At 65.5% G+C, this 1,027-nt stretch carries 1 protein-coding gene; it reads left to right on the top strand.

Annotated features, from left to right (window positions below):
* Positions 1-32 precede the first annotated feature (32 nt).
* Positions 33-1,027: IS481 family transposase (locus RM1_RS25795; protein WP_072754438.1), on the top strand; the 995-nt coding region annotated here is incomplete at its 3' end.

Here is a 1,027-nt window from a genome sequence, read left to right as displayed (position 1 = left end):
TCTAGGAACCGCTTCACAACCAGGAGGCCTTCGTGTCCCACGCTAATGCAACGCTGACCCCGATCACCCGGCTGCGCCTGGCACGACTGATCGTCGATGACGGATGGACGCACGCATCAGCAGCGAAAATGTTCATGGTCGCCCCGCGGACGGCGAAGAAATGGGCTGACCGTTACCGGACCGAAGGCGTCGCGGGCATGGCCGACCGCAGCTCGCGCCCGAAATCGAGTCCGAATAGGACTCCCCTCGAGGTGGTTCGGCAGATCGTGGCGTTGCGGTGGCGGCACAGGCTCGGCCCGGTCCAGATAGCCGGTCGGCTGTCGATGCCGCCCTCGACCGTGCACGCGGTCTTGGTGCGGTGCCGGGTCAATCGGCTCAGCAAAATCGACCGGGTCACCGGTCAGCCACTTCGACGCTACGAACACGACCACCCGGGCTCGCTGATCCATGTCGATGTCACCAAATTCGGCAACATTCCCGACGGGGGTGGCTGGCGCTATGTCGGTCGGGTCCAGGGCCGCCACAACGCCCAGGCCACCGCCCGCCGGACCGGCCGGCGTGGCCGTGAGTACCGGCCGCTGATCGGGACGGCGTTCGTCCACACCGTCATCGACGACCACTCACGTGTCGCCTACGCCGAGATCTGCACGGACGAGACAGCAACGACCGCGATCGGGGTTCTCCGGCGGGCCGTCGCATGGTTTGCCGATCACGGGGTCTGCGTCGAAAGAGTGCTCTCCGACAACGGATCGGCCTACCGCTCCCATGCCTGGCGTGATGCCTGCGCCGAGCTCGACATCACCCCGAAACGGACTCGCCCGTATCGGCCGCAGACCAACGGGAAGATCGAGCGATTCCATCGCACCCTGGCCGATGGTTGGGCCTACGCCCGCTTCTACGAGTCGACCGAGCTACGAAACGCACAATTGCCCGGCTGGCTTCACTTCTACAATCACCACCGCGCCCACTCCGCCATCGGCGGCCAGCCACCGATCAGCCGACTGACCAACGTGCCTGGACATCACAA

This window comes from Rhodococcus maanshanensis NBRC 100610 (assembly GCF_001894865.1).
Lineage (GTDB): Bacteria > Actinomycetota > Actinomycetes > Mycobacteriales > Mycobacteriaceae > Rhodococcus_G > Rhodococcus_G maanshanensis.
The sequence above is the reverse complement of the archived record's forward strand: the minus strand, read 5'-3'. Positions and strand labels throughout refer to the sequence as shown.